Genomic DNA, 22,936 nt, shown 5'->3' on the forward strand with positions numbered 1-22,936 from the left:
CAATCATCGCACAGCGAATCCCAAGGTCCGTTAACGTTTAGATGCCTCGGGGCGTGCGTTTGCGACGAGAAGTTCGGACTTCGGGACGGGCTTACTATAGTAGAATCCTTGTGCCACAGCGCAGCCGCTTTCAACCAAGAATTTTTCTTGATCGACCGTCTCCACGCCCTCAGCGACCACATTTTGCCCTAGGCAGCGCGCGATCGAGAGAATTGCCTTCACCAGTTCTCTACTTCGCTTGTCTGATCGATTGATGAATGACCGATCAATCTTGAGGGTATCAATGGGAAAGTTAGCCAAATAGCTCAGAGATGAGTAGCCGGTGCCGAAATCATCGATCGCTATGGAAATTCCGCTCGCATGCAACTGAGAGAGTGTCGTCGAAACGCCCTCGCAGTTGTGGAGCAGGAGACTCTCAGTTATTTCGACCTCGATCCACTCCGCACGACAACCGGTTTCCTGCAATACGTCCGCCACCGTTTGCGACAAATGCGGGCATTGAAACTGCTTAGGAGACAAATTTATCGCGATCTTGTGCGGGGGCAGTCCATCTGCATTCATGATGGCAGCCGTGCGACACGCCTCATGCAGCACCCATCGTCCAAGATCGATGATCAGTCCGGTTTCCTCGGCGACACCTATAAATTCTCCCGGAGGGATCATTCCCATCTTCGGATGATGCCATCGAAGCAGTGCTTCTGAACCGATCACCTTTCCGCTGTTTAATAGGACCTTTGGCTGATAATGGAGTTCAAGTTGCCCATGTTTCATAGCTAGGCGTAGGTCTGATTCTAGCGCCAGGCGCTTTTCAGCCCCAATCGTGAGATCCCTTGAGTAGAATCGGAAGTTGCTACGCCCCGAGCGCTTCGCCAAATACATCGCAGAATCTGCATATTTCACCAAATCGTCGGGAGCATCGCCGTCATTTGGAAATACCGATATCCCGATGCTGCAGGATACAAAGATCTCCCTGTCGGTAAGCATGAAGCGTTCGCCAAATGCGGCGAGCATTCTGCTGGCAATTTGAGCCAAATCGTCATTGTCCTGAACATTCGGCAGCAAGACTGCAAATTCATCGCCACCGAGTCTCGCCACTGTGTCGCTGGCACGGACGCCTTCTTTCATGCGTGTCGCCACCTGCCTCAGCAAATCGTCACCGACGGGATGTCCCATAGTGTCATTGATCGCTTTGAAATGGTCCATGTCGATCAACATCACCCCGGCTCGCTGGCCCGCCGAAGCCGCGTCCCTGATCATCTCGCGTAACTGTTCATTGAAAAGTGTCCGGTTAGGGAGGCCGGTCAAAGAATCATAGAATGCCATCTGACGGATTTTCTTACGAGACGTGTCCAGTTCGGTGATATCGCGGGCGACGCCGAGAATCCCCATCAGCTTTCCCCCCGTGAATACCGGAACCTTACGAGTTTCCAAAAGCGTTGATCGACGGTCCTCGTGAGCGGTGAACCGTTCCTCATTGATGAGAATGCGGCCGGCTTGCATGGCCTCCTCATCCTTGTCACAAAAAAACTGGGCGAGTTCGGGCGTAAACAGATCATAGTCCGTTTTCCCAACGATTTCCGCTTCTGCCTTGCCGACCAATCCTTCGAAGGCATGATTGCACAACAGATATTTGCCTGTTACGTCTTTCAGCCATACCATATCCGGAATGGTCTGCAGGACACTTAGGAGGCGAGCCCGAGCTTCAATAGTTGTGCCTTCGGCGTGCTTTCGTTCGGTAATATCGCGAGATAACACCAGAAAAGTATTGGTTGAGTGATCGCTGCTTGGTCGCTTTGCCACCGATAGTTCAAACCAACGAGATTCGCCGTTTGGTAGGGCGATACGGACACAACGACCGTAGGAGGCGCCGGCTTCATCGGCTTCTTCAAGTGCCAGCATAGCGATGTCGCCCTGATCTGGAGGGAGCACATCGCGGACAAGCTTGCCGAGCAGCACTTCTTTTGGCTGCGCCAGGAGCTCCTGATTCCTTGCCCAGACCTGCAGGTAGCGACCGTCGGCATCTACCTCGAACAGAACGTCAGGAATGGCTGCGATAACTCCCTCTGCGAATTCAAGAGCCTCTTTGAGATCATGCTCCGCACGTTTTCGTTCTGTGATGTCCAACATCGCGCCAACCAAGCCGATCCTGTTACCGGCGATATCAGTGATCGCTGTTTTGCTGAGTAAAAGATCAACTACGCCACCATTTTCCGCAGTGGCCTTTGCTTCATATTGCTGAACACCGCCATTTGCAAAAAGCGCCTCGTCCAACGCGGCATACGTCTCGGCTATGGGTGCGGGTACCAAATCGAAAACGGTTTTTCCGATAATCTCTGCTCTTGAGCGACCGGAGAAGCTTTCAAACGCCCTGTTGCAACCAAGATGTACGCCATCCCTGTTCTTGAAGAAGACGGGTAACGGGATCGCGTCGAGTACGACGGCACTGGACATCTCTTCGGCGTTGAGTGGCATGTCGAAGTTTGTCGCAGGATGCCGGGGATTCGCCCGAAAAGACTTGTCAAACGGTTGCTTCAGTCTCGCGACATCTGCGTCGTGACCGTGCGATGGCCGGACATTGGAGGCCTCCGAAAATGGCGGTGCCGTGCCCGTGGCAAGTGGAGGGCTGGCATTGACCGCGTTGCGGAAGGCGCCACGCCCCTGATTGATTTGAGCATCAGTCGCCATCTGCGCTTCCACAGGCTGTTCGGGGCGGGATGTGCGTTCCGATTGACGTATGTGTTTCATGTGCCTGTCCTGCTCTGTCACGTGGCTGAGCAATCATGCGTCAAGCCAGCTTTTTGTAAGGACCGCACAAGTCATTTGGCGGAGGGTACTATGCCGCTACCCCACCGGGATATAGCTCTCATTCAGAATCATCAAAGATGTGTATTTGACTGTGGTCGGCGACGCCGCCCAAATGATTTAGATCGCGTGCCAATCATCGTTCGAAGGTGCGAGCGCCAGGTTACCGCGGCGCATCGGATAGTTTCCGCGGTCAACCATTGTCTGACCGGCCGGGAAACTCTTACCAAGTTCGCCTGTGACCTTCTGTGGCTTGAAATCCCCGCTCTCGTCTTTGAAGTGGAAATGTCTCAAAAGCGCAGCTAGGCTTTGGCTCTCTTGGGCGAGGTGTGATCCTGCAGAATTCATCTCCGCGACCATGCTCGCATTTTCTTGAGTGGCATGGTCCATATGATTAACCGCGCCGTTGATCTCGCGCAGGCCCGACGATTGTTCTTGGGAGGCCGTTGCGATTGCGTCCATATGAAGATTTACATCCTGCACAAGCTCTTCAATCGTTCTCAGGCCCGATCCGGTTTCGCTCACGAGCCTTACGCCCTCGTCGACGGCCAGAGCTGCATTGTCGATCAGTTCCTTGATTTCTTTCGCCGCTGTCGCTGAGCGCTGCGCAAGCTCCCTGACCTCCTGGGCAACAACCGCAAAGCCTTTTCCCGCGTCGCCAGCACGCGCTGCTTCGACACCGGCGTTCAGCGCCAGGAGGTTCGTTTGAAAGGCGATCGCGTCGATGACGCTGATGATCTGCGAAATCTGTTTGGAGGAGTTTTCGATGCGATGCATGGCTCCGATAGCATTGCGTACAACCCGACCGGACATTTCCGCATGATCTCGCATCTGTTGGACGGCTCCGCGCGCCTCGGCCGTCCTCTTTGTGGTCGATGCGACGTTGACGGTTATTTCCTCCAACGCGGCTGCAGTTTCCTCGAGCGAAGCCGCCTGCTGCTCGGTGCGTCTTGAAAGATTTTCAGATGCGGCCGAGACGCCCGAGCTGCCATTCGTGACCGTTTCGACTGAATGGCCGACGGTAACAAGCGCGTGCCGGAGCTGACGAATGGAAGCGTTGAAATCCCCGCGCAACCTTTCAAACTGTGGCGCTAAGGGCTCCTCAATCTCATAAATCAAGTCTCCATCCGCCATCCGCTTCAACCCGGTTGCCAATGCCGTCGTCGCTCGAACGAGGCGCTCTTCTGCTTCTTTTTCAGCCCTTATCTGAATATCCAGCTTCTCTTTCTCAGAACGAATGCGCTCAGCTTCCGCGGATGTCTCCATTTGATTTTTTTGTATGGCCGCGCCGCGGAAAAACTCAAGGCAACGCGCCATGTCCCCGATCTCGTCGCGTCGAATCGTCAAGGGCACCGGCGCCGACATATCGCCTTCTGCTAGTGCCTTCATTCGGCTGGTCAGAGTCCGAATGGAGCTTGAAATTCTCCGAAAGACCGAAATGCACAGAATGAGTACCGTAGACATGATCAGAAGCGTAGCGCCGGAGTAAGCGATAAAGGCATTGCGAAGATCGGCGTACCGCTGAAATGCCATCTCGTCCAGTTTGTCGCCGGTGCGCATTATGAGCTCGGTCAAAAAAGCAGCCCGCTGTTGGGTGATTTCATTCCATCGATCCAACGTCTCAGAGGGGAAGGAAACGCCCGGCTGGTTCGCATACATCTGATCGCGAACGCCCGCGATGAACTTGCCTGCGGCGCTGGCCTCGAAGTCGTCATAAGATTTGACGAGATCGGCAGGGAGAAATTCGTGCATCGCAGGCACGTAAAGCTGCTTTAGATTTTTTGACTGTAAGAGGGACGAAAATAAATCGACGGACATCGCTGAATTTTTGATGTAGGCTCGGCCGGGCCTGATCTCCAGCAAACTAGCTTCCGTGATCTGCATCAGCGCGTGAAAACCCGTAATTTGGCGTGACAAATCCAAATCGTTGACAGTCGCCCCAGTGCGACGGACGAGCTCCAAACCAGCAACGGCAGCTGGGCGCAAGGCAACGGCCCCCTCCGCCTCGCCAGCCGTTCCGTCATCGACGCGCCGGCGGAAGCTATCGATATTCTCCCGCTTTTCACGAATGATCTGCACTGCCCGTTCTATGGCCGGATCGTCAAATGCCTTTTTCCAAGAGTCGTACGCGGAAAAGACCGCTGTAAAAGCCCTGTCCGATGCGGCTCGCTTTGCCCGACGGACGTCGGCGCCTGCAAACGCTTCCGCCGCTATAGCCTGGGCGAGGAATCCGCCTTCCCGCCCAAGTTGATGCGTTGTCTGTGCGCTTCGGAACATAGAGTAATCGTGGTAATATCCCAGTGATGTTGATACTCCGATGAGTACGAACGCCGCCAACGGGATAATTGCCAAAATAATTAAAAGTATAGATAGCGGCAGTCTCGACATATGTTCCTCGTGGACTATAAATTACACCGGATTCCGTTAGCGACGCGGTCAAGAACATCGTGAAATCGACCGCTACGTGTGAGTTGAGCGCGGCAGACTTACCATATGATTAACCCCTGTACTGGTTTGAAACTGCGTTGCGCAGATCGGAACATCGTTGCGTTCAGGGGATCATCCGCAAGACAGATCTTGGGCCGAGCCAGTCGGTTTGCTGGAGAGTTCTGTTGTTATCAAGCCTCGAAGACGGTCGAGCGCGCTGGCTGATCGTAGATCAGTCGGCGCAATCCGCCTCGGATATACGCAATGTTTCAGAGGGATATACTCCATAGCGCTTGCGATAGTCAGCAGAAAATCTGCCTCTATGAATGAAGCCCCATTTCAGAGCGACCTGCTTGACCGAGAGGCCAGGCTCGCCTGTCATCAGTTCCTGATGCACTGATTCCAACCGTAGGTGCTGCAGAAATGCCAGAGGGGTCGTATTTCGAAAGTTGCGAAAACCGCTCTGAAGAGTGCGTCGGCTTACGCCACAAGCCGTTGCGATTTCCTCAAGAGATAGCGGCCGAGCAATATTGGCACGCATATAGTCGACCGCCCGCTTAACGGCCTTGGGTAAGGGTGGTTCAACAACGCGGCATAACTCAGGTGAGTAGCGATGCTGCGCAGCTTCGATCAACAGCTCCATCGTCGTTTCGGTGAGGTGATTAAGTGCTATCGGCGATTGAAGGAGGGTTCCGTCTCGCAATCCAGCATACAGCACTGGTACCAGTTGCACCAAAAGGGAGCCGAACCCGACCGACAGGTCGATTTCTGGCGAAAAATCGAGGCTGCCTCTTATTGGCGTATTGAGCCGACGTGCTAAACGGCGCGTCAGTTCATCATGGGAGATCCTAAGACCCAAATGTTTCCTGGGCCCAATGAATTGGGTTGTACTCGCCGACATACTGTTCACGAAAACGCCGCGCTTTCCCTCTGACGGGATTTGTCTGCCGTCCACGGTAACGACGGATCGCCCATGTAGTGGAAGCATGATTATGTTTGCCTCCGCCGGTCCCTGGTGCTGGACCGTTAGGTCGCCCTCGTAGTGCGCGGCAATAACTGCAATCGGGCCATTGGTAATCGCATGGATATCGTAGGCGATCGTCTTGTCGCCCTGTACATGTGTTGGAGATTGCGGGGAAAGCCTTGAAAGGGCTTCCGCGAGTTCCTCGCTGCAAGTGCCTTTGAGCGAGAAATGATCAATCTTAGAGGGGACACTCTCAACTCTCCACATCATCACTTCCTTCCCGAAACGGTATCCAAGCATGAGGTCGGCCTTTCGCCATCGACGAGCGAACAGGGCAATTGAGGGGTCGCAGCCGGTGCTCGCCGTCACTTCGACGGGAATCTTAGACTTAAGGGCAAAGAGGCGAGCCCATGACGCCGGTCTATTTTGTCAGTGATGCGCGAGCAATTTGGGCCCATAGGTTCATCGCTGCTACTCCCAGTTCGCGACGATGGCTCGTGGTGAGGTCATGGGGTGGGGTGTGGAACAGGGTGGAGCCGAAGCACTACATCCGGCATGAACTCTCGTTTTACAGCGTGGTAGGATCGAAGCTTGTCGTTGGCGAAGGTACGACCAAATTACTCTGCCCACAGGCGGATCGTCTGGTGCGAGACAATGATCCCAGGACCGGCCAGCATGTCCTCGATCACCCGCAGGCGCAAAAGCAAAACGGAAAGAAAGCCACACCGCGTGCGCAATAATTTCAGCAGGAAAGCGGCGGGGGCGATAAAGCGGGTCACGGTTTGTCATGCCCAATCATCGCACAGCGAACCCAAGGTCCGTTCCCCCCGTTGGCACCTGCGAAACGCGCTTTTCTTGTGCTGTATCGGAGACTGCGAACGTAGTAGTTCCGCTCTCCCGCTGGGGGCATGTAGAACGTCTGCTTGCCAGATACGAAACATTCGACAACGCCGCCGCCGCGGCTGCATCCTCTACACGAGGGCCGCGTTCATCGATCTCGCGGCAATAATCGATCAGGGCTTCGATGGTCACCATGAGAAGGTTGTGGCGCGCGGCGAATTCGCTGAGTTCGGGAAGACGCGCCATAGTGCCGTCGTCGTTGGCGATTTCGCAGATGACACCCGCTGGCTCGAGCCCGGCCAGCCGCGCGAAATCCACCGCGGCTTCCGTATGGCCGGGGCGTCCGAGAACACCCGACGGGTTTGCCCGCAGGGGGAATATGTGGCCTGGCCGGGACAGGTCCTCCGGCGTCGTTGATGCGTCGGCGAGCGCCCTGATGGTCTTGGCGCGGTCTTCTGCGGAAATCCCGGTCGATACGCCGTCTATCAGGTCGACTGACACCGTGAACGCTGTCTGCATAGAATCCGAGTTGCGCTCCACCATGAGCGGGATATCCAGTTCGTCCAACCGGTCCCCGGTCATCGGAACGCAGATCAGGCCGCGCGCATAACGCATCATGAAGGCAACATGATCGTTTCTCACCTTGTCCGCGGCAACGAGGATGTCGCCTTCGTTTTCCCGGTCTTCGTCGTCCACGACGATGATCATCTCTCCGGCGGCGATTGCTTTAACCGCGCTCTCGATGGAAGCAAACTTCATGTTCTTCTCCTTGAACTAAACATGGCCCAGAGTGCGTGCGAGTTGGCGGTCGACCCGCTCCCGAAGTTCCGCAGACGGTGCCGAATCGGGGAAGTCGCCGTCCATCGCGTAGATGAAGTCACCGCGAACCTCGGCTTTGAAGAAGCCCATCAATGAGCGCAGGTGAGCCTCGACATGCTCGCCATGGGCCTCGGCCTTACCCGTTGCGAATATCAAAACGGGTTTCCCCTGCAGGGCTGTCATTTCGAAGAGGTCGAAAAGATGCTTGAGAAGGCCGGTCATCGAGGACTTGAAGACCGGCGTACCCACGATGAGGACGTCTGAAGACTGGATTGCGTCAAGAACGTTCGCGAGTCCAACAGGAGCCTCCGAACGCCACAGGGTGGTTCCCAACACCGGGAGAACATCGACCAGGTCAAACAGATACCGTGTGTGACCGGGCGGGACGCTCGAGAGTGCGTATTCCCCGAGCGCCCGCGTCTTCGAGGGGCGCGAGACATTGCCGGTTATCGCGACAATCTTCATTTTGGCGACCCTCCGATCAGATCTGGTTGCGGATATGCGGGGTGCGAGCGTAGACCGCCACCATCGGCACGATCAGCAGACCCACGATCGCCTGTTGCGCGGCAAAACTCAGGCCCAGCCCGACCAGCAGGGACGTCATTACAGTCAATACGAGTACCCCGAGAACGGTTGCCCCGTATCCGCCTGCGCCTCCAAGCAACGAGGTGCCGCCGATCACAACGGCCGCAACGGTGGTGAAGAGATAGGGGTCTCCGACGCCAACGAAGCCGCCGCCGGAAAACCCGAGCAGCAATACCCCCGTTAGCGCCGACATGGCCCCACTGATACCGTGAATGCTGGTCCAGACCTTGGTTTCGGAAATTCCAAGCCGTGCCGCTGCAGTCCTGCTGCCCCCAACCGCGTAGATGGAGCGGCCAAACCAGGTGTTGTACAGAGCCCAGATGGTCGCAAGCGTTATGAGCAGCCAAACCAGCACCACCGGCGGCAGGGATAGCCCGAAGGTCTTCCCGTTGAACGCGGCGAAATTCCGGAGCCAGTTCGGTACGGGGGCGAAAACCGTGCCGCCGTAGTCGGAACCGATGGAGGTGTAGAGCTGTACCGCACCGACAAATGCGAAGCCGACCCCCAGGGACATGATGAGAGCCTGGCCCTGCAGCCTGAAGCTCAAAAAGCCGTTCGCGACCCCGATTGCTGCTCCCAGGAGAACGACCACTATCACGGCCAGCCAGGCAGGCATGCCGGTGACCAACAGGCTTGGGAAGAGAATGTTCGCTCCCCCGATGACATAGGGAATGGAGAGATCAAGCGCGCCGACCATGGCACATAGCGTCTGTCCCAACGATGCAAGCCCCAGGAAAGCGGCAAGCAGCAATATCGAACGCGCGTTACGGGGCGAAATGAACCCCGGAACAAGGATCGTACCCAGCACGAGAAGTGCGGCAAGCAGACCAAAGCCAATCACGATGCTGCGCTGCAGCTTTACCGATCGTCCTGTTTGGCTCATCGTCTGTTCCGTTGCGAGTGAAGTCATTACAAGTCCTCCCTAGAAAGCCGGGCGCCGGGCCGTCATGAATACGTTGACGAGGAGCGATGCCACGAGGATCAGGCCGAAAGCCATTTGCGTCACGAACCCTGTCACGCTTCCGAAACTGAAGGCGGAAAGCAGGTACGAGATGAGGAACATGTTCAGCGCACCAAGCGTCGACCCCAAAGCCCCCCCTCTCCCGCCAGCCAAATTTGCGCCACCGAGCACCAAGGCGGTAACCGCCTGGAGCGTGTAGCTGCTTCCCTGGGTAGGATCGCCCGAAGAGATCAATGCCGTATAGCTGAGCGCGGCAAGGCCGACGAAGACGCCGCCGAGGAGATGGGCGCAGATGCGTACGGTGTCGACTTTCACTCCGCTCGTGTAGGCCATCCGTTCGTCGGCGCCTGTCATGCGGAGGTGGGAGTAAAAGGTGGTCCGGCGCATAACGGCCCAAAGAGCGAACGCCGCCAGGACGATGATCAGCACCGGAGATAAGATCGTGGTTCCTGCTCCCCACGTCATCATCCAGTCCGGCGCAACGCCGCCCGGCCTTGACATGACCATGAGGTTCAAACCTGAAAGGACGAGGAAGCTGGAAAGGGTGACGATGATGGGGGCGACCCGGACGTAGATGATGATGAGCGCCTGCAGCAACTGGTACAGTGCGCCGACTGCCACCACCCAGCAAATCACCGCGAGCGGAGACGTGTAACCACTTGCCGAGAGCCAGCCTATCAGGGTGACGTTCACGAAACCCATCAGTGGGCCAACGGAAAGGTCGACCGAACCGCGGCCTGCCATCACGATCGGTGTCAGGGCCAGCGTCGTGAGGATCAAAGGTGCTGCGACGATGATTGCTCCGCCCACTCCGGTTGCGGTGAACAGCCGCGGCGAGAGCACGGCTGCGGCGACGAGCAACACTCCGAAAAGAACGAGCGGTACGGTCAGCGACCTGTCGAGCGGAGGAACAAAACGTTGCGACATCAGTGTGCCTTTCTCTCTTTGGAGAATTCCGTAGTTTCGGCAACCGAGCGGCCGAACATTGCAGCGAGAATGGTTTCTTCGTTGATGTCGGTGCCGTCGAGGGAGCGATGGATGCTCCCTTTGTGAAAGACATCGACGCGATCGGCGAAACCGAGAAACTCCTCGATCTCGCTCGAAAGGTAGATTACCGAGCCTCCACCTTCGGCAAACAGCCGAAGCTCGCGATACAGGTCGCGCTTGGTGTTGAGGTCCACGCCCCGAGCAGGGTCGTTAAGAACGATCACTCTGGGATCATTGGCGAAGGCACGACCGATCAGGACCTTCTGCTGGTTACCACCGGAAAGGGATGTAATCCGGTTGTCCGGGTGCCCGATCTTGACGCGGAGCCGCTCGACCTCCCGGGCAAACGTCTGCTTCAGCTTTTTCCGCCTGATGACACCGAGCGGCCCCAGGTTCTTTTGGTAGATACCGATGGCGAGGTTCTCGAAAATGCTTTGCTGTGGGAAAATTCCTTCCCGCTTCCGGTCGCCGGATACATACACAATGCCCTTGTTCGCGGCGTCGTCGAGCGTGTTGACTTCGACGAGACCGGTGCTTTCCCTGTTTAGGATCCGGACCGCTCCTCCGAACGGTGACATGATCCTTGCGACCAGTCGCACGAAGGCGTCCTGGCCCTGGCCGTCCAGTCCCGCAACGCCCACAATGGATCCCTGCGGAAGGACGAAGTCGAAGGGTTGCGATGCCTCCTGGGGGCGCGCACCATGCACGGATAGAACCTCCTTGCGATCACCTGACAGGCCCAGTGCAGACTTTGAAGCAGCGGCGGAAATCTGGCGGTCTTGAGGGGTCATCATGCGCAGGAGGTTGGCCTCGGTGATCTCGGATTTCTCAAGGACACCGACAGTGAAACCGTCTCTCAGTATTGTCGCCCGATCGGCGATACGAACGAGCTCGGCGATGCGGTGCGTGACGATGATAACCGCGCATCCCTCGGACCGCAGCCGATCGATCTCTTCGTGGAGGCGGACGGTCGCGTCGAGATCGAGTGCAGCCGAGGACTCGTCCAGGATCAGGACCTTGGGTTTCCTCAAAACGGCTCGGGCAATCACGATCCATTGCTTGATGCTGAGCGGAAGATCGCCGACGTTCTGCCTGAGATCGACATGCTTTCCGACCAGACGGTGCAGAAGGCTTTGCGCAACGCTTTCACGTTCCTTGGAGGACTTCCGAAACGAGAACATGTCCTCGCTTCCCACGAAAAGGTTGTCCAGGACACTCGCCTCATCGGCGACAAGGACTTCCTGGAAGATTGTAGCGAGACCAACCCCTTTGGCATCGACTGGCGAGGTGATGGGCTTACCAAGGATCAGGACAGATCCTGCATCGGCAGCGATAACTCCGGACATGATCTTCGCCATGGTGCTCTTGCCGCTGCCATTCTCGCCAACGATCGCGTGCACCTCTCCTGCCCTGGCGACAAAATCGCATGTCTTCAAAGCCTTCGTTTCGCCAAACGATTTGGCCACGGCCGTCATGCTTACGGCGACGTCATTCGTCATGCCCATCCTCCCTTTAGGCAGCAGCAAACCGCGCCAGGGCATCCGATGCCCGGGCCTCTTGCTGGATTGTGACTGCCGTTTTGAACGCTCCGAGAACTCACTCTGTGAACTATAGAATGACAGATTGTCTGCTAATCTGTCAATAGAGCCGCCATGCCCTTATCGGGATGTCGAGTTGGTTTCGATGAAATGGGTTGGTTGCTCGACGCCCTGAAGTTGTAAACGCACGTCACATGCCTGAGGTCGGTCAGAGGTTCTACGATCTGGCGGCCTTCGCCATCAAGCCAGGACCAAAGCGCTATTGAGTGTCCGGTCATGGAATGATCATCGCACCCACTCCGATGAAGGCGACCGTTTCGATTGGGGCATACGGAACACTCCAACCTCCACGCGTCGAACGCGGAAAGTGCCACTCGATCATCCAGCCCTTCCACGCTGGGGGGCAGATCGAACTCATTCTCGATCAGCCCCTAGGCGCGCGCAACCGTGAACGGATCACGGGAACTCTTCGAAGTTTTCCTTCGCGGGGTCGTGAGCAAGCCACGGTCTGGCGTGGGACAGCCAGACGTTGGACATAGGAACCGAACCAGGATCAGTGTCAAAGGTGCCTGCCCGCAGCACCTTCATCTCCGGGTTGGCAGGCCGTTCGGCATAAACGTGCGAACCACAGCGTGAGCAGAACCACCTCAGTTTCCCCGGGCTCGACTCAAAGCTGTGAAGGACGTCCTCGCCGCAAAGCAGCTTGAAGTTCTCACTCTTCACCTTGGCGGCAGTGTTATGATCGGCCGCATGGGACTTTCTGCACGTCTGGCAAAAGCAGTTCCACATCGGGCCGTCCAGTTCCGACACTTCGTACTGGACCGCTTTACATTGGCAAGATCCGAGGATAGGCATCTTCAAAATCCTTTCATCGCTCTATCGTGTTGTGGCAGTCGTGCGCTCGGAGAAAGCCACCGCTTCAGGTTCCGTGCAGCCTGCCGGATTCTGTCTTCGTTCTCCACGAAAGCCAGCCGTACGTATTCGTCACCCATCTCGCCAAAACCGATACCGGGCGAAATCGCGACCTGTGCCTTCTCGAGCACGAGTTTCGAAAACTCCAGCGAGCCAAGGTGTCGAAAATCCGGCGGTATCTTGGCCCATGCGAACATCGTCGCCGCAGGAGCTGGAACGTCGAACCCGGCATCGGCAAATGTCTTGACCAGTGTATCTCTGCGCGTCTTGTAGATGTCTCGGGCCCGCGCGGCGTCCTCCCCGTCCGAGTTTAGGGCATAGGCGGCGGCGACCTGGATCGGCGTAAATGCTCCGTAGTCCAGGTACGATTTCACGCGCGTCAACGCTCGGATGAGCCGTTCGTTGCCCACCGCAAACCCAACGCGCCAACCGGGCATAGAGAATGTCTTCGACATCGAGGAGAATTCGACGGCCACGTCGATCGCGCCGGGGACTTCGAGAACAGACGGCGGCGGACCGTCGAAATAGATTTCAGCGTAGGCGATATCCGACAGAACGATGAGATCGTGCTTCTTCGCGAAGGCGATGACGTCCTTATAGAAGTCGAGCGTCGCGACGCGAGCAGTGGGGTTCGACGGGTAGCTTATGATGAGCGCAAGGGGCTTCGGTACCGAATGCCGCACTGCCATTTCGAGAGGCTGGAAGAAGGTCTCATCCGGCTCGACCGGTACCGACCTTATCACGCCCCCTGCCATGAGAAATCCAAACGTATGGATCGGATAGGAAGGGTTCGGACAGAGAATGACATCCCCGGGGGCGGTTATGGCCTGTGCCATGTTCGCAAACCCCTCTTTGGACCCGAGCGTCGCAACAACCTGGGTATCCGGATCAAGCTTCACATTAAACCGGCGGGCGTAATACGCAGCCTGGGCGCGGCGAAGCCCGATAATGCCCTTGGAAGCCGAATAGCGGTGCGTGCGCGGGTGCTGCACCGCTTCGCATAGCTTGTCCACAACCCATTTTGGCGTGGGAAGATCGGGATTGCCCATTCCAAGATCGATGATGTCGGCTCCGGCCGCGCGCGCGCTGGTCTTGAGGCGGTTCACCTGGTCGAAGACGTATGGGGGCAAACGCTGTATCTTGTGGAATTCCAACTTCTGGTTCCTCATCGTAGGTCCTCCGCGCCGACGGATGATGCCGGCGCGGAGGTCGCGGGACAACTTGGGAGGTCGTCGATTACTTCTTCGGCCGCCAGGCCAGCGGATCTTCCGGGCGCTCGAAGTACTGTGCTGCTACGTCCGCGGGCCACCATGCATCGCCCTTAGGCTCGATCCACGCCGTGGAGTTCGGATCGCAATCTTCCGGAATTGCTTCCTTCACATCGTCGATCGTGTAGGGAAGAGCCGGTCGCAGGATCGACTGGATCTTCGGCCCCTGGCCTTGGAGCGTCCGCATCATCACGTCCCACACCAGGCGAGCGTCGGCCCGCGGCGGCCAGAAGTGGAAGCTCTTGCTGATGAAGTCGGGATTGTTGCGCCAGTAGCACGCCGCCGACGCCTCGCCGCCGAGAACGATTGGCATCATGTCGCGGCCGGACTGCTGGACCGCGTTGACCACACCGTTTTCCGACGCCGACTGGACGAGGATACCTGCGATTTCGGTGGGGTTCGTCGCGAGGAATTTCTGGACTTCGACCTGGGCGACCTGATCGGTCCACTTGCCAGCGACATCGCCCACGACGGTGATGTCCTTGTACTCGTCGAACGCCTTCTTGGCACCGACATTGAAGCTGTCCGACGATGCGAAGCCCGGAATGCCCGAGACCGTCAGCACGTTGCCCTTGCCGCCGATTTCCTCCGCCAGCCATTTCGCGGCCGTGTAGCCGCCCTGGGTGTTGTTTTCGGTCGCGTTGATCGCGTAGGGCGATGTCACGTAACCCGAGAAGGAGAACACTGGGACGCCCTTGGAGTGCGCGTATTCGATGGTCTGGTTGATGGCAGTCACGTTCGAGCAGCAGATGATGATGGCATCGACGCCGTCGTCGACCATCTGGCGCATCTGCTGGATTTGCGTCGCGTCCTTCAGGTCGGACTGCGTGACGACAAGCTCAGATACCAGTCCAGCCTCCTTGTATTTCGGAAGCAGAACCTCGTTCATTTCAGTGAGGATCTGGGCACGCCACGTGTTGCCGGCATAAGTGGACGCGTAGCCGATTTTCCACGGCGGCGGCCGCTTGGCAACAAAATCCTTGAGCGGCGTACCGCCGAGGGGAATTGCCGGGTCCAAGAGCTCGTAGAGCTTCTTCTGGTCCGGTGGTAGCGAGTCTAAGCCGTCCGCGAATGCGGCGGTGGTCATCAGGCCTAGCCCGATGATCACGCTCAATGCGGTGTAAACCTTCTTCAGCATGTGTAGGGTCTCCTCCCCTTCGTACATCCGCTACAGCAGTTGACGCCGTTGGCGTCGAGCCACGGAATTGGTGAAACGTGTTTCGATCTCGGATTGGTGGCGGGCGGCTTGCGCCGCCCGCGGAACGGTCAGTTTCGGAGGCCAGCCTGTTTCAGCAGGGGCATCACGCGGTCGTTGAAGAACGGCAGCTCTTCGTTGTAGTCGACCATCGTGAGAAGCGCGCCGTCGACGCCGGTATTGCTCAATGCGACGAGCTTGTCGGCGACTTGTTCCGGCGTTCCGACGATCGGGTAGCCGCCCCAGCCAGCGATAAAGCGCTCCTTGAACTTCTGGTACATCTCCGCCGAGTGGTTCTGTGACTGAACCTGAAGAACCTCGCAGATGTTTTCGCAGGCTTCCCAGTCGCCTTTCTGGTTCACGTAGTAGTCATAGTAGTCCTGGGCTTCCTTTTCGGTCTCGCGAACGACGACCGGGCACGCGGTGAAGGTTCCGAGTTCGCGCTTGTATTCCTCGCGAGCTAGCTCCTTCACCTTCTTCACCCAGGCTGTGCCCGATTCCATGTCCTGCATGAAGCCGAAGTTGAAGTCGCAGAACTTCGCGGTGAAGTGCAGGCCCTTGCCCGAGGAGCCGGCGCAAATGAGGACCGGGCGGCCCGCCTCCTTGTTGTAGGGCTTCGGCTCGCTGAACGCGTCTTTCACCTTGAGGAACTGGCCGTCATAGGTGACACCGTTCTTCTTCCACAAGGTGTCAACGATTTCCATCCATTCGGTGGCATATTCGTAACGGGTGTCGTGCTCCATCATAGGAACGCCGAACATCTCCATTTCCGGGGTAAACCAACCCGTCACCAGGTTCAGGCCGTATCTGCCCTTCGAAATATTGTCGATCGTCGTCGCCATCTTCGTCGCGACGATCGGGTTCAGGGTCGGGATATGCGTCGTCGAGAAAAACTGCAGCTTCGTGGTCACGGCAGCCAGGGCCGCGGCCCACGTGAACGTGTCCATGTTCACGCCGTTGAAGTTCGTCGGCCCGCCGAAACCGCGCCACCGGGCGATCGGCACCATGCATTCCCACCCAGCCGCTTCGAGCTTTTTGGCAATTTCGACATTGTGTTCGAAAGTCGGTTCGAACGTCGATTCCGCGGTGGTGATGGCGCAAGCGCTCGAACAATTTGTTCCAAATACGCCAAGTTTTAGCTTGTTGCCGTTAAACATAGGGTTTCCGGCGGCGCGGAAATCATCGCTGGTCGTCATATTGAAGTCTCCTCCACAGAGTTGGTCTGTTCCCGGCCCGAAAGCCGGGGTACCATTCAGATGCCCATGTCCTCGAAGACTTCCTGCGCGACGCGGAAACTGTCGATCGCCGCCGGCACGCCGCAATAGATTGCGACCTGAAGGAAGACTTCGCGAAGCTCGTCCTTGCTGAGGCCGTTATTGATCGCGCCGCGAACGTGCAATTTCAACTCGTGGGGGCGGTTAAGGGCGGAAATCATGCCCAGATTGAGAAGGCTGCGTGACCGGCGGTCGAGGCCGGGCCTGTTCCAGATCTCGTTCCAGCAATACTCGGTGACAAGCTCCTGCATCGGCCAGTTGAACTCCGTCGCCTTGTTTACCGAAGCGTCGACATATGCACCGCCAAGAACCTCCCGACGGGTCTGCAGACCCTTCTCGAACCGTTCACTGACGGGACGCCCATTCACTTGCGATTTCACATCGGTGGCAATAGTCACGGATCAAACTCCTCATTATCGGCCGAAAGGCATTTGGTGGATGTCAAAGGCCGAAAAAGCTCGGCCAAACGTTTCAGGCGGCAGCATCGATCAGCGCTGCCGATCGAACCAATTTCCCGTCCTCGTAGAGAAGCGGGGCAATATTCTCGATAAACCGGGCCTCGATGACTTCGCCGAGAACGACGTCATGGGTGCCGACGGTAACGGCGGAGTTGAGGCTGCAAACGAATGCTGCCTGGGCGTCGGCAAGGATGGGTACTCCCCCAGCCGCGATCCACTCACCATGCGCAAACCTCTCCTCTCCCTTCAGCTTTCCACTGAACAGCGGAACCAAAGGCGCATGGCTAAGATGCAGCATGTTGACCGCGAATTTTCCCGTAAGCTTGAGTGGGCCGCTGATCGAAGCAGATTGGTTGATGCAAACCAGGAGGGTCGGCGGGTCAGCCGTCACCGACTGGACGGCGGTTGCAGCCATGCCGTAACGGGCACCTTCCCATTCCGTTGTGATCAGGCAAATTGTCGATGTGAACCGGCGCAAAGCGGTCTTGAACGCCGCTTGCGCTGCTATTTCAGCACCAGCCATGGTTACCTCCCCAAGTCATTTGATAGCCAAGATAAGCAGATTAGCAGACAATCTGTCAACACGTTTTATTCGTCATTGACAGATTGTCTGCGAAAATGTTTTCTCGATACAGCGAAAGAGGAGACGATTATGGATCTGGAATCGAAAGTATGTGTGGTGACCGGGGCTGGCAGCGGGATCGGGCGCGCAACAGCTGAACTGTTTGCGCGCCAGGGCGCTAAGGTTGGCGTCGTCGACGTCAACATCGATGCCGCACGAGACGTCGCGCGAGAAATGGGGACAGGTGCGATCGCGTTAAAGGCCGATGTGTCTTTGTCCGCCGAAGTCGAGGCGATGGTTAGGTCAGTTAAGGAAAAATGGGGGCGTATCGACGTTCTCGTCAACAACGCGGGGTTCGGAATGACCGGAAACGTCACGACCATCGCCGAATCCGACTGGGACCGGATCATGGCGGTGAACGTGAAGGGGATATTCCTATGCTCGAAATACGTGGTTCCCATTATGGCGGAACAGGGCAGCGGATCCATTATTAACACGACCTCATACACGGCCGTGTCAGCCATCGCTAACCGCACGGCCTACGTGGCGTCGAAAGGCGCGATCTCGGCACTCACGAGAGCCATGGCACTGGACCACGCAAAAGACGGGATCCGCGTCAACGCTGTCGCCCCCGGAACGATCGACTCGCCCTATTTCACCAAGATTTTCGCCGAAGCGGCAGACCCGCAAGCCCTGCGGGAAGACTTCAACGCCCGTGCAGCCCTGCACCGGATGGGCGACCCGGAAGAGATCGCCGAGGCGATGCTTTTTCTAGCTTCGGACCGCTCGCGGTTTGCGACCGGAAGCACTCTCACCGTCGACGGAGGATCGTCGATCGGGAACCACTTGGTGCGCTAAAGCACATGGGTGCTGATGGGTGCCTCCTTCTTGACCAAGGGGAGGCACCTTTACTGTGGCAACTACATGTCGGAAACACAGAGGCCCGCGGCGGGAAGATAGAGATCACGCGCAAGGCTGCGTGATCAGGACCCTGCGATGAGACGCCGCTACGGCATTTTTTAAACGCATCGCCGCGCCTGATCCTTCACTCAGATATCGCAGGAATTTTTCCAATTTCTTACCGGAATTTCTCGGGAGCGTGAGGATGCCGCCCGCGATGCCGGCTGTGTCATCGCCGGGACGCCAATTGCGAAGCCTCGGTAGGCGCCCGCCCACTTTCAAATTTGATCGCCCGGCGTGTTGCACCGAGCGACCAGAGTCACTGCGACCGCTTAGCGCGCGGCTTGCCGTACGAACTCGAGCCCTTTTACAAGATAGCTCCGAAAGAAATTCGGGTGTTCGCACATGGGGAAATGACCCAGCCCATCCATGACGAGGTGGAGGCATCCCGGAATAAGTTCGGCGAGCCTGGCCCCATCCGCCGGAGTGGCTGAGTAGTCATAGTCGCCCGAGAGCAGCGCCACCGGGGCGCGCGACGGGTCAATCCGGGGAGCTGTCACTGCTCCGTCGAACTCGTCGCTGTAGAAGGAAAGATCGCCTGGGTAAACTCCGGGTGCTCCCTGCGAATAGATCCAGCTTGACCTCCTGCGCTCCCCTGCGGGGCTGAGTGGGCTCATGATCCCTCTGACATACGCCGAGTTATGAAGTGAGCCGTGTACGTTTACGTTGTGCTGGTATGGGTTCCGGCGTCCCTTGGAGCGGAAAGGTGGCTCGATCGCCACGATCCCGAGGACATGCTCCGGCCGTTCCGCGGCGAGAACCAGCGACATTGCCGCGCCCATGGACCCACCCGCGACAATCGCCTTTTCGCGAACCACCTGTTCGAGTATGGCCGTGCACCATTTCAGGTACAGCGATGCCGTGAGCTTGTAGGGTGCGCCGTCCCATGTCAGCGGCGGCATGGACCGACCGTGGAATGGTAGGTCAACCGCGATCAGCCTGTAGTTTTTCGCAAGCTCGGTGTCCGCCAGCTGAGGCAAGAATTGGCGGCTATCCGCTCCGGCGGTGTGGAGAAACAGGACCGGCACCCCCTCGCCTGCTTCTTCGTAATATATTTCATGGGGGACGTCATCGATATCGACGACGGCATACTGCCCCCGGATTTGACGCAGGTCGCGTTGCGCATGCTCCGCTTTCATCTCGGGGGACGTTACGACGAGCTCAATCACCCGTTCCAGAGCCGGGCGTGCTTTCGCGAGGGCGAGCGGTGAGCCGGCGATCTCGAAGAGAGGGTTTGCAAGCTGTAACGCCGTGAAGGAGTGAAAGGTGGCGGGCGGCGGCGTCATCAGAAGCTGCTCCCAGGCGTCCGCAGTGGCCCTCACTGTCACCTGGGGGTCATCGCTTTCCCCCGAGATCGCCGCGCCGCCTTCAGCGAAATTGAGGGCGATCACCTGATCGCCGACGTAAAAGGCGATGTCCATTGTCAGGTCCGGAGTGAGCCGGGGCAATTCCCGATCCCCAAGAGCCTCCGCTATGCGGGACCGCAATTTATTAAAAGTGCCCAAAGCAACCTCCCTGTTCGAACGAGCGCCAGGCCGCACGCATCGGCAGCGCCATGACTTCGAATAAGCAGATTATCAGACAATCTGTCAATACCGGCTGTTGCCGCTTTTTCAATCGCCGTCGTTTTCGGAGGTTTTACGAAGGTAGTCCAGTGCGACTTTAGCCGCCATATCGATGTGGTACTTGCAGGCTGCGGCGGCTTTCGCTCCGTTTCGGTCAGTAATGGCCGCAGCGATCTCCTTTATCTCTTCCACACTGTGGTTCAAGCGCCCCGGCTGCGTCATCGACGTCATGCGCAGGAGAGTCACCCGATTGTGGAGCGATGTCAGCATTTGCTTGACGAAGACGTTTCCACTCCCTTGCATCAGGCAATCGTAAAACGCGGTTTTCGCCTTGATGAGCCTGCTCCCACCGCCGCTTGCCGCCGCTTCCGCAAACTCAGCAACCGCCTCATTGAGTGTATGGATATCCTGGGCGGTTCCGTTTTCAGCGAATTCCTTTCCGGCATAGCTCTCTAGCAAAGCCCTGACGCTGTAGAGCTGAGCGGCTTCTTCGTAAGTGATAGTGCTGACGACGGGACCGCGGTGCGGATAGCTGGTAATGAGGCCCTCGGCCTCGAGTTGTCGAAGCGCCTCGCGGATTGATGTCCGTCCTACACCGATCGACTCGCAGAGTTCTCGCTCAACGAGGCGCTGACCCGGCTTGAAACGACCGCTTGATATCGCCTGCCGCAGTTTATCTTCTACCTGAGTGCGCAATGTGGCACTCTGTCGTGCAATCTGTAAATCCATATCACCCATTGGATCCAAAAGTCCGTTTTACCAAGGCCGAACGCGGCCGCGCACGTCATGGTACTATATGGTGGGTTATCCTAATGAGACAACCCGATTGTCTGACAAAAGCGAAGAACGCCCTAGCTTTGTCTCTTACCGGACATTCCACGCGTCCCCATTACCGCAGAACCTTCGCAAAAGCGAGATCGGGTGACAGCGATCGAAAACCCGTCAGGACTGCGGGATCGTGGCCTGGAACAAGTACTCCGGACGGTCCTGATAGCTCACGGAGAGTTCGGTATCCCTCCAGTACGTCGGCGTAATCGGCGAAAAGCGGAAAGACGTCGTCATGCTCCAGATAGCGTTGAAAATGGAGTGCGTCCGATGCGATGACGACGATTTCATCGCCATCGTCCAGCCTCACGACCTGGAGGCCTTTGGAATGGCCGCCGACGAGATGGATGGTGAGCCCCTCCATAATCTCGCCGTTCCCGTCGTGGAAGCGCATGCTGCCGGAAAACGTCAGACGGACCGCATCGACGACGGCGTCCACTGCAAAGGGACGCCGAAGACGATCATGGCACATGCATCGTCCTGTACCGTAGGCCATCTCCCGATCCTGCAAGTGGAACAGGGCTTCGGGGAAGTCCGCAAGGTTTCCCGCGTGATCATAGTGGAGATGCGTGATGACGACGTCGGTAATGGACGATGCGGAAATCCCGAGCTGGCGAAGCGCCTCGACCGGATGGATCAACATGGTCCTCCCGCGCCTTTCAGCCTCCTGCGGGCTAAACCCGGTGTCAACCAGGACCAGACGTTCACCATGGCGGATCAACCAAACGAAATACTCGATCCTGCCCGGGGCGTCGTGGGGATCTCCTGCTTCCAGGCCGAGTTCGCCAACGGGGCGAACCGCAGTGCCGTAATGTATCGCCAGGACTTTCCAGTCGCTCAAATTCTCGCTCCTTCCGCAGGCTCAGGGAACCAGCAGATGCCGGATCACCTCGCCACGGTCCAGCCGGTCGAAGGCCTCGTTGATTTCCTCAAGCGGGCCGGTGCTGGACAGCAGTCTCTCCACGGGCAACCGACCTTTGAGGAACAGGTCGATATAACGGGGAATATCGCGCGAAGGCACGCAGGACCCCATGTAGCTGCCTTTGATGATGCGTTCTTCCCCGACAAGAGGAAGCGGCGAGATCTCGAATTTGGTGTTCACGTTCGCCAGACCCGCTGTGGCTGTCGTGCCGCCGCGCCGCGTAATGCCATAAGCGGTTTCGAACGCTTTGCTCGACCCTGCCATCTCGATGGCGTAGTCCACTCCCCCGCGTGTCGCTTCCTTGACCTCGCCGACCACATCCGGCGAGGTTGCCAGGAAGGTACGCGTCGCGCCCAGCGACTTAGCCAGCTCAAGCTTTTCCGGCATCAAATCGATGGCAACGATCTCGCTTGCCCCGCTGGCCACCGCTCCGAGGACCGCCGACAAGCCCACGCCCCCAAGGCCGATGACGGCGGCCGACTGTCCCGGCTTCACGCCACACGTGTTTACGACCGCACCGACGCCTGTCATGACGGCGCATCCGAACAGGGCCGCCATCGTGACGTCCACGTCTTTGGTGATCTTGACGACCGAGTGCGCCGACACGACCGCGTATTCCGAAAACGCCGATACGCCGCTGTGATGGTTGATATCGTAGCCGCGAAGACGGATATGCTTGCTACCGTTCAACAATGTCCCGGCGGCGTTTGCGCGATAGCCAGGCTCACAGAGGCTAGCGCGTCCTCCCGCGCAGTAATCGCAGTGTCCGCAGATCGGCAGGAACGACATCACAACGTGATCGCCAACCTTCACTGTATCGACACCGGGTCCGATTTCTTCGACGATGCCGGATGCTTCATGCCCCAACGCGACAGGCAGCGGGCGGGGCCGGTCGCCATTTATCGCCGACAGGTCGGAGTGGCACACACCAGCGGCCTTGATTTTAACCAGGACCTCAAGATTGCCCGGAGGCGTCAGATCGACGGTCTCGACACTGAGAGGTCGCGAACTTGCATACGGCTTGGGAAGCCCTGACTCTCGGAGAATGACGGATTTCATCTGCATTGTCGGG

At 57.7% G+C, this 22,936-nt stretch carries 19 protein-coding genes and 1 pseudogene; 1 reads left to right on the forward strand and 19 read right to left on the reverse strand.

Going from position 1 to position 22,936, the window contains the following annotated elements; all coding sequences use genetic code 11:
• Positions 1-30: 30 nt before the first annotated feature.
• The 15 genes and pseudogenes from RGR602_RS20695 to RGR602_RS20760 all read right to left on the reverse strand — a co-directional run bounded on the left by RGR602_RS20695 (position 31) and on the right by RGR602_RS20760 (position 17,553).
• Complete coding sequence (locus RGR602_RS20695; RefSeq protein ID WP_040114017.1) at positions 31-2,745, reverse strand: sensor domain-containing protein; 2,715 nt, start codon at positions 2,743-2,745, stop codon at positions 31-33.
• Between the two features lie 177 nt (positions 2,746-2,922).
• Positions 2,923-5,190: a methyl-accepting chemotaxis protein gene (locus RGR602_RS20700; RefSeq protein WP_040114018.1), complete on the reverse strand. Its 2,268-nt coding sequence runs from the start codon at positions 5,188-5,190 to the stop codon at positions 2,923-2,925.
• Positions 5,191-5,461: 271 nt separating this feature from the next.
• Positions 5,462-6,562: a helix-turn-helix transcriptional regulator gene (locus RGR602_RS20705; RefSeq protein ID WP_223844039.1), complete on the reverse strand. Its 1,101-nt coding sequence runs from the start codon at positions 6,560-6,562 to the stop codon at positions 5,462-5,464.
• A gap of 257 nt (positions 6,563-6,819) precedes the next feature.
• Positions 6,820-6,982: pseudogene (locus RGR602_RS38540) on the reverse strand (IS6 family transposase); the annotation flags it as partial.
• A gap of 6 nt (positions 6,983-6,988) precedes the next feature.
• Positions 6,989-7,792, reverse strand: coding sequence for a 3,4-dihydroxy-2-butanone-4-phosphate synthase (ribB, locus tag RGR602_RS20710; RefSeq protein WP_074070628.1), 804 nt, complete (start codon positions 7,790-7,792; stop codon positions 6,989-6,991).
• A 15-nt stretch (positions 7,793-7,807) separates the two neighbouring features.
• Positions 7,808-8,317 (reverse strand): NADPH-dependent FMN reductase, encoded by a 510-nt coding sequence (locus tag RGR602_RS20715; protein ID WP_040114019.1) that lies wholly within the window; start codon positions 8,315-8,317, stop codon positions 7,808-7,810.
• Positions 8,318-8,333: 16 nt separating this feature from the next.
• A complete protein-coding gene (locus tag RGR602_RS20720) occupies positions 8,334-9,347 on the reverse strand; it encodes an ABC transporter permease (RefSeq protein ID WP_040114020.1) in 1,014 nt (337 codons plus the stop codon).
• A 12-nt stretch (positions 9,348-9,359) separates the two neighbouring features.
• Positions 9,360-10,325: an ABC transporter permease gene (locus tag RGR602_RS20725; RefSeq protein WP_040114021.1), complete on the reverse strand. Its 966-nt coding sequence runs from the start codon at positions 10,323-10,325 to the stop codon at positions 9,360-9,362.
• Positions 10,325-11,884 carry a sugar ABC transporter ATP-binding protein gene (locus tag RGR602_RS20730; RefSeq protein ID WP_040114022.1) on the reverse strand — a complete coding sequence of 520 codons (1,560 nt, stop codon included), beginning with the start codon at positions 11,882-11,884 and terminating at the stop codon, positions 10,325-10,327. Before RGR602_RS20730 ends, RGR602_RS20725 begins: the two co-directional genes overlap by 1 nt.
• A 495-nt stretch (positions 11,885-12,379) precedes the next feature.
• A complete protein-coding gene (locus RGR602_RS20735; RefSeq protein WP_040114023.1) occupies positions 12,380-12,778 on the reverse strand; it encodes a GFA family protein in 399 nt (132 codons plus the stop codon).
• 2 nt (positions 12,779-12,780) lie between these two features.
• Positions 12,781-14,004: an LL-diaminopimelate aminotransferase gene (locus RGR602_RS20740; RefSeq protein WP_052451667.1), complete on the reverse strand. Its 1,224-nt coding sequence runs from the start codon at positions 14,002-14,004 to the stop codon at positions 12,781-12,783.
• 67 nt (positions 14,005-14,071) lie between these two features.
• Positions 14,072-15,241, reverse strand: a complete 1,170-nt coding sequence (locus RGR602_RS20745) for an ABC transporter substrate-binding protein (protein WP_040114024.1) — start codon at positions 15,239-15,241, stop codon at positions 14,072-14,074.
• Between the two features lie 128 nt (positions 15,242-15,369).
• The gene (locus RGR602_RS20750; RefSeq protein WP_040114025.1) at positions 15,370-16,494 is read right to left on the reverse strand and encodes an LLM class flavin-dependent oxidoreductase; all 1,125 of its coding nucleotides are present in this window, start codon (positions 16,492-16,494) and stop codon (positions 15,370-15,372) included.
• Positions 16,495-16,550: 56 nt separating this feature from the next.
• Positions 16,551-16,970 (reverse strand): carboxymuconolactone decarboxylase family protein, encoded by a 420-nt coding sequence (locus tag RGR602_RS20755; protein WP_007636445.1) that lies wholly within the window; start codon positions 16,968-16,970, stop codon positions 16,551-16,553.
• Positions 16,971-17,043: 73 nt separating this feature from the next.
• Positions 17,044-17,553 carry a flavin reductase family protein gene (locus RGR602_RS20760; protein ID WP_040114026.1) on the reverse strand — a complete coding sequence of 170 codons (510 nt, stop codon included), beginning with the start codon at positions 17,551-17,553 and terminating at the stop codon, positions 17,044-17,046.
• A 129-nt stretch (positions 17,554-17,682) separates the two neighbouring features.
• Here RGR602_RS20760 and RGR602_RS20765 point away from each other — a divergent pair, with 129 nt between their 5' ends.
• Positions 17,683-18,450, forward strand: coding sequence for an SDR family oxidoreductase (locus tag RGR602_RS20765; RefSeq protein WP_040114027.1), 768 nt, complete (start codon positions 17,683-17,685; stop codon positions 18,448-18,450).
• 374 nt (positions 18,451-18,824) lie between these two features.
• On the opposite strand, the gene RGR602_RS20770 is transcribed toward RGR602_RS20765, so the two are convergent.
• The 4 genes from RGR602_RS20770 to RGR602_RS20785 all read right to left on the reverse strand — a co-directional run bounded on the left by RGR602_RS20770 (position 18,825) and on the right by RGR602_RS20785 (position 22,929).
• Positions 18,825-20,057: an alpha/beta fold hydrolase gene (locus RGR602_RS20770; RefSeq protein ID WP_040114028.1), complete on the reverse strand. Its 1,233-nt coding sequence runs from the start codon at positions 20,055-20,057 to the stop codon at positions 18,825-18,827.
• A 108-nt stretch (positions 20,058-20,165) separates the two neighbouring features.
• The gene (locus RGR602_RS20775) at positions 20,166-20,855 is read right to left on the reverse strand and encodes a GntR family transcriptional regulator (RefSeq protein ID WP_007636440.1); all 690 of its coding nucleotides are present in this window, start codon (positions 20,853-20,855) and stop codon (positions 20,166-20,168) included.
• A gap of 151 nt (positions 20,856-21,006) precedes the next feature.
• A complete protein-coding gene (locus RGR602_RS20780; RefSeq protein ID WP_040114029.1) occupies positions 21,007-21,783 on the reverse strand; it encodes an N-acyl homoserine lactonase family protein in 777 nt (258 codons plus the stop codon).
• 21 nt (positions 21,784-21,804) lie between these two features.
• Positions 21,805-22,929 carry a zinc-dependent alcohol dehydrogenase family protein gene (locus tag RGR602_RS20785; protein WP_040114030.1) on the reverse strand — a complete coding sequence of 375 codons (1,125 nt, stop codon included), beginning with the start codon at positions 22,927-22,929 and terminating at the stop codon, positions 21,805-21,807.
• Positions 22,930-22,936 lie beyond the last annotated feature (7 nt).

Source organism: Rhizobium gallicum bv. gallicum R602sp (assembly GCF_000816845.1).
GTDB classification, from domain to species: Bacteria; Pseudomonadota; Alphaproteobacteria; order Rhizobiales; family Rhizobiaceae; genus Rhizobium; species Rhizobium gallicum.

What these genes read in the sequence shown, in the direction of transcription:
- RGR602_RS20695 (WP_040114017.1), bottom strand. Translation starts at nt 2,745, where the DNA reads ATGAAACACATACGTCAATCGGAACGCACATCCCGCCCCGAACAGCCT.
- RGR602_RS20700 (WP_040114018.1), bottom strand. Translation starts at nt 5,190, where the DNA reads ATGTCGAGACTGCCGCTATCTATACTTTTAATTATTTTGGCAATTATC.
- ribB (WP_074070628.1), bottom strand. Translation starts at nt 7,792, where the DNA reads ATGAAGTTTGCTTCCATCGAGAGCGCGGTTAAAGCAATCGCCGCCGGA.
- RGR602_RS20715 (WP_040114019.1), bottom strand. Translation starts at nt 8,317, where the DNA reads ATGAAGATTGTCGCGATAACCGGCAATGTCTCGCGCCCCTCGAAGACG.
- RGR602_RS20720 (WP_040114020.1), bottom strand. Translation starts at nt 9,347, where the DNA reads ATGACTTCACTCGCAACGGAACAGACGATGAGCCAAACAGGACGATCG.
- RGR602_RS20725 (WP_040114021.1), bottom strand. Translation starts at nt 10,325, where the DNA reads ATGTCGCAACGTTTTGTTCCTCCGCTCGACAGGTCGCTGACCGTACCG.
- RGR602_RS20730 (WP_040114022.1), bottom strand. Translation starts at nt 11,884, where the DNA reads ATGACGAATGACGTCGCCGTAAGCATGACGGCCGTGGCCAAATCGTTT.
- RGR602_RS20735 (WP_040114023.1), bottom strand. Translation starts at nt 12,778, where the DNA reads ATGCCTATCCTCGGATCTTGCCAATGTAAAGCGGTCCAGTACGAAGTG.
- RGR602_RS20740 (WP_052451667.1), bottom strand. Translation starts at nt 14,004, where the DNA reads ATGAGGAACCAGAAGTTGGAATTCCACAAGATACAGCGTTTGCCCCCA.
- RGR602_RS20745 (WP_040114024.1), bottom strand. Translation starts at nt 15,241, where the DNA reads ATGCTGAAGAAGGTTTACACCGCATTGAGCGTGATCATCGGGCTAGGC.
- RGR602_RS20750 (WP_040114025.1), bottom strand. Translation starts at nt 16,494, where the DNA reads ATGACGACCAGCGATGATTTCCGCGCCGCCGGAAACCCTATGTTTAAC.
- RGR602_RS20760 (WP_040114026.1), bottom strand. Translation starts at nt 17,553, where the DNA reads ATGGCTGGTGCTGAAATAGCAGCGCAAGCGGCGTTCAAGACCGCTTTG.
- RGR602_RS20765 (WP_040114027.1), top strand. Translation starts at nt 17,683, where the DNA reads ATGGATCTGGAATCGAAAGTATGTGTGGTGACCGGGGCTGGCAGCGGG.
- RGR602_RS20775 (WP_007636440.1), bottom strand. Translation starts at nt 20,855, where the DNA reads ATGGGTGATATGGATTTACAGATTGCACGACAGAGTGCCACATTGCGC.
- RGR602_RS20785 (WP_040114030.1), bottom strand. Translation starts at nt 22,929, where the DNA reads ATGCAGATGAAATCCGTCATTCTCCGAGAGTCAGGGCTTCCCAAGCCG.